Source organism: Terrabacter sp. P5_B1, from assembly GCF_056400505.1.
Genome location: NZ_JBFULD010000318.1, coordinates 1 through 4,842, shown reverse-complemented (window position 1 = coordinate 4,842; position 4,842 = coordinate 1). Strand labels below are relative to the sequence as shown.

Genomic DNA, 4,842 nt, shown 5'->3' with positions numbered 1-4,842 from the left:
CACCTCGAGCATGCACATCAGCGTCCACGTGCGCTCGGGTGACCCTGCCACGGACGAGCTCGACCTCACCACGCACTCCCTCATCGTCTTCGTGCCCCTCGACAGCAACGGCAGCGCCGTCGCCGCCAGACCGTGGACCCCGGCCAGCGACGAGGACGTCGCCCTGCGCGACCACGCACTCGAGCTCGTCGCGATGCGCAACCAGGTCGACGCCGAGCGCCACATCCCCTGAGGCGGCACGGCTTCCCCGAGGCGTCGGGCCCGGCCGGAGGTGCGACCCGGTGCCGGTCAGCGGGCGCGCGTCGGCAGATGGGTCCGCGGCGCCATCCGCGGACCACGCCGCGGTCGGCGCTGGCCCGCGAGACCGAGCAGGTGCTGCACGCGGTAGCGGTGACCCCGGTAGGGCTCGAGCAGCTCGGCGAGCCCGTCGTCGTCGACCGGGGTGCCGGTCAGGGCCCAGCCGATGTCCTTGGCCACGTGGTAGTCGCCGAACGAGACGGAGTCCGGGTCGCCGAGCGCGCGCTGGGCGACCTCCGCCGCGGTCCACACCCCGACACCGGGCAGGGCACGCAGTCGACGGTGCGCCTCGGCGACCGACACGGACGCGCCCTCCTCGAGCCGGCCGGCATACCCCGCAGCTCGCACGACGGTCCGCGAGCGGGCGCCGTCGACGGACGCCTGCAGCCACGCCCAGGACGGGATCGCCGCCCATCCGGCCGCCGTCGGCGGCGCCATCAGCCCCGGGAACGGCCCCGGCGCGGGCGCACCGAAACGACGGACGAGCACGCGGTAGCCGGCGAACGCCTCCTGGCCGGTCACCTTCTGCTCGATGACGGCCGGCGCGAGCGCGTCGAGCACGAGGCCCGAACGCGGCACCCGCCAGTGGGCGAAGCGGCGCCACGCCTCGGCGACGACGTCGTGGTGCGGCTCGAACCCCGAGGGGTCGTCCTCCTCGCCGAGCAGGGCCGGCACGGACTCGAGCAGCCACGCGGCACCCGGCCCCCACGCCTGCGCGTGGACCTCCGAGTCCCCGGGCCGGCAGATGAGATGCAGCGTGCCGACGCCCTCGGGCGTCTGGGCCGCCCGCGTCACCGTGCCCTCCCGACCGAACCGCGACGTGGGGTCGCCCGAACCCCGGCGGAAGACCCCGAGCTGGGCGCGGAGCGCGATCTCGCGGCCGCTGCGCCAGTGGCGGGTCGACGGTTCGGGCACCACACCATCCTCGCCTACACTCGGCACGGTTGTTGAACGGGACGACATCAGGCCCGGACGCCGACCTGCTCACCCGCCACCACGGGGTCCGGCGCTGCCGACAGACCGACAGGAACGAGGAACGATGGCCCGCGAGACGACCCGAGACCGCCGCGAGCGCGTCGCCGAGATGCAGGCGGCCCAGAAGAGGGCCGAACGCCGTCGCCTCTTCGTCGTCATCGGTGCCTGCGTCGCGGTCGTCGCCATCATCGGCGCCGCCGTCGCCTGGGCGATCATCGGTGAGCAGAACAAGAAGAACGAGGCCCTGGCGAACATCAACGGGGACATCGCCGCCGCCTCGTGCGACGCCGTCACGAACGACCCGGCGAGCGGGTCGAGCGACCACGTCGGCCCCGGCACGCCGCAGGCCGACGTCACGAGGATTCAGTACGCCACGGTCCCGCCGTCGAGCGGCAAGCACTTCGTGACCCCCGCCGTCGACTCCCGCCGCGTCTACACCGTCGCCGACGCGCCCCGCATCGAGACCCTGGTGCACAACCTCGAGCACGGCTACACCATCCTCTGGTACGACCGCTCCGTCGAGAAGGAGCAGGCCGCCGCGTTCCAGGCGCTCGCCACCAAGGTCAACGCCATGAAGGAGTCGGCGAACAAGTTCCTCATCAGCCCGTGGGACCCCTCCTACGGCGCGTTCCCCGCCGGCAAGAAGTACGCCCTGTCGCACTGGTCGGCCGACGTCGACCAGGCCAGCGGCAAGGTGGGAACCCAGATGGGCCACCGCCAGCTGTGCGGCGGCCTCAACACCACGGTCGTCGAGGACTTCGTCAAGAACCACCCGTGGAGCTCGGCACCCGAGCCCGGCGCCGCCTGAACCGCTCCGAGCCTCTCCTGGGGCCGCTGCTGAGCGGCTCCTGAGCCCTCTCGAGCGCACTTCCGGACCGCCTCCCACCACGGGCCACTGGGGCTGGTGACGCGCGGCCGGGTTAACCTGCCGCCATGACTATCACCGGCGAGTACGTCCCCAGCCCCAGCGACTGGGTGCGCAAGCAGGTCGAGACGATCGAGCACACCGGCACGACCGACTCCGTCGACATCATGGGCCTGCCCGTGGTGATGCTGACGATGCGCGGCGCCAAGACGGACGCCATCCGCAAGGTCCCCCTGATGCGGGTCGAGCACGACGGCGCCTTCGCCGCGGTCGCGAGCCAGGGCGGAGCCCCGGCGCACCCGAAGTGGTACCACAACCTCCTCGCCCACCCCGACATCGAGCTGCAGGCCGGCACCGAGACGTTCCCGGTCCACGCCCGTGAGCTCGAGGGCGAGGAGCGCGAGCAGTGGTGGCAGCGGTGCGTCGCGGCCTTCCCCTCCTACGGGGAGTACCAGACGAAGACCGACCGTCTCATCCCGGTCTTCGTCCTCGAGCGCCGCTAGTCCGGAGCGCACGACCCGGCGCGGACGCGGTCAGACGCTGAGGTCGCTCTCGTCGCGGACGGCGTGGTGCTCGGTGACCAGGTGGTGCGACCGGGCGTAGAGCCAGCCCCCGAGCGCCGCCACGACGTCGACGATGGTGACGATGAACCGCGACATGATGGCGACGGCAGCCGCCGCCGGGGTCGGCATCGCCGTCGACAGGATGAGCGTCAGCAGCCCCTCACGCGCACCGAGTCCGGCGGGCAGCACGATCGTCAGCATGCCGAGGGAGACCGACAGGGCATAGCCGGTCATGGCCGCGGTGGTGAGGTCGGGATGGGCGCCGTCACCGGCGACGGCGCGGGCGAGCAGCAACGTGTGCAGCCCGAAGGCGATCCACACGAGGATGAAGGTGGCGACCGCGCGCAGGACCGCGCGGGCCGACAGCCCGTGCTCGAGTGGCTCGCGCTTCAACGTACGCAGGGTCCGGTCGATGACGGCGTTGAGCAGCTGGGGCACGCACAGCACGACGAGGATCGGGATGGCGAGCAGCAGCCACCAGTCGAAGCCCGACGAGTCGCTCCTCAGGAGGAAGGACGCTGCGGGCAGCCCGACGAGCAGGCCCGTCAGCAGGGACAGCCCGAGCGCGAGCAGCCCGGTGACCGCGGTGCGCCGGCGGGGCACCTTGAGGTGGCTCGCGATGTCGGCCTGCACGAGCACCGACCACAGCGAGCCGGGAAGGTACTTGCCGAGCTGACCGACGAAGTAGACGCCCGACGCCGGGGCGATGTGCAGGTCGGAGCCGAGGTCGCGCAGCAGCGTCCTCCAGCCGACCATCGTCAGCGCGGTCCCGACGGCGGCGGCGAGCATCGACCACAGGAACGTCGACCACGAGATCTGGTCGAGGTGGACGGAGACGTCGGCCCAGTTGCGGACGACGGCGTAGACGACGGCTGCGAGCGTGATGAGCGCGATGGCCACGCGGAGGACGGTGAGGATCTTCTGGCGGGTCATGTCCGCACCATCATCGCAGGGCCACGGTGATGCTCAGCGCCGCCGCAGCGTGAGACGGACGAGACCGTATGCCGCGTCGTCGGCGCGCGCACGTGACGCCGCCTCCCGCATCCGTGCGTTGACGTCGCCGTCGAGGTCCCCGACGAGCACGAAGCCCGCGTCGTGGGCTCGCGCGAGCAGCCCTCGCACGTCCGCCGGACCGACCGCGCCCTCGGCGGCACGCGGACCGATGGGGATCGTGACGACGAGCAGCCCGCCGGACCGGAGCGCCCAGGAGGCCTGCTCGAGCACGTGGTCCACGTCGTCGGCGTCGCAGCCGGTGGGGTGGATCCGCACGATGACGTCGAGGGAGCCGGTGTCCACGTCGAGCGCTGCCACGCTCGGGTGGGATCCGGTGAAGTCGATCTCCACGGGCGCGAAGCCGACGGCCCGGGCCCACCGTGACAGCAGGGACCGCGTGCCGCCCTCGTCGACGATGACCGCGCTGCGCCGCCCGTCGTCGCGCACGCGCAGGATCGCCGCCAGGGCCCCGAGGGCCGCCCAGGCCGAGACGCTGTCGAGCGACCGCGGCAGGCCGAGGATGCGCGAGAGGCGGCGGGCGTCGTCGGCCTCGTCCGGCTCACCGAGCACGTCGGTGGCGAGCACCCACTCGGGCAGGTCGTCGGGACGCAGGGAGACCAGGGGCCGCCGGGCCGCGAGAGCCCGTTCGGCGCTGCGTCGGGCCCGACCGGCGACCCGGCGGGTCGCGCTCGTGACGATGCGGCGGCCGCGGGCGACCCTACCTGGCTCCGCCACCGCCCCGGCGCTCGCCGCTCCCCCGCCCGGCAGGGAGCGCTCGACATGGTCGTCGCCGTCGGGGTCGCCGTCGGGGTCGTCGTCGAGGCCGTCGCTGGGACCGTCACCGGAGAGCGGGTCGGGGGCGGCGGCATACGACCAGCCGGAGAGGCCACCGAGCAGCACGCTCTCGTCGACGGAGAGGGCCTCGAGCGTGCCGAGGTAGTGCGCCCACGGCCCCGACAGGTCTGGCGTCTGGACGCCCTCGGCGAGTCTGCGGCGCACTTCCGGGTCGCCGAGTCGGCGCAGCGCCTCGGACAGGGCGCGCTCGTCCTCGGGCGGGACGAGCAACCCGTTGACACCGTCGACCACCTGCTGCGAGAAGGGCGCGATGTCGGAGGCGAGCACCGGCAGGCCGTGCGCGTGGCCGAGGAC

5 protein-coding genes and 1 pseudogene are annotated in these 4,842 nt (G+C 73.2%); 3 read left to right on the top strand and 3 right to left on the bottom strand.

From position 1 onward, the window contains the following. A pseudogene (locus tag AC1DP0_RS18140) lies at positions 1-232 on the top strand (acyl-CoA thioesterase); the annotation flags it as partial. Positions 233-288: 56 nt separating this feature from the next. Here the strand turns inward: AC1DP0_RS18140 and AC1DP0_RS18135 are convergent. Then, on the bottom strand, positions 289-1,215 hold the full coding sequence (locus AC1DP0_RS18135; protein ID WP_478087129.1) for a DNA-3-methyladenine glycosylase family protein: 927 nt from the start codon (positions 1,213-1,215) through the stop codon (positions 289-291). Between the two features lie 121 nt (positions 1,216-1,336). On the opposite strand from AC1DP0_RS18135, the gene AC1DP0_RS18130 reads away from it, so the two are divergent. Further along, positions 1,337-2,080 carry a DUF3105 domain-containing protein gene (locus AC1DP0_RS18130; RefSeq protein WP_478087126.1) on the top strand — a complete coding sequence of 248 codons (744 nt, stop codon included), beginning with the start codon at positions 1,337-1,339 and terminating at the stop codon, positions 2,078-2,080. A 125-nt stretch (positions 2,081-2,205) separates the two neighbouring features. Then, positions 2,206-2,640, top strand: coding sequence for a nitroreductase family deazaflavin-dependent oxidoreductase (locus AC1DP0_RS18125; RefSeq protein WP_478087123.1), 435 nt, complete (start codon positions 2,206-2,208; stop codon positions 2,638-2,640). A gap of 30 nt (positions 2,641-2,670) precedes the next feature. Here the strand turns inward: AC1DP0_RS18125 and AC1DP0_RS18120 are convergent, their stop codons facing one another. Both AC1DP0_RS18120 and AC1DP0_RS18115 read right to left on the bottom strand, forming a co-directional pair. Continuing rightward, positions 2,671-3,633 (bottom strand): lysylphosphatidylglycerol synthase domain-containing protein, encoded by a 963-nt coding sequence (locus tag AC1DP0_RS18120; protein WP_478087119.1) that lies wholly within the window; start codon positions 3,631-3,633, stop codon positions 2,671-2,673. A 33-nt stretch (positions 3,634-3,666) separates the two neighbouring features. After that, positions 3,667-4,842, bottom strand: a 1,176-nt coding sequence (locus AC1DP0_RS18115) for a glycosyltransferase (protein WP_478087115.1), incomplete at its 5' end; no start/stop codon positions are given.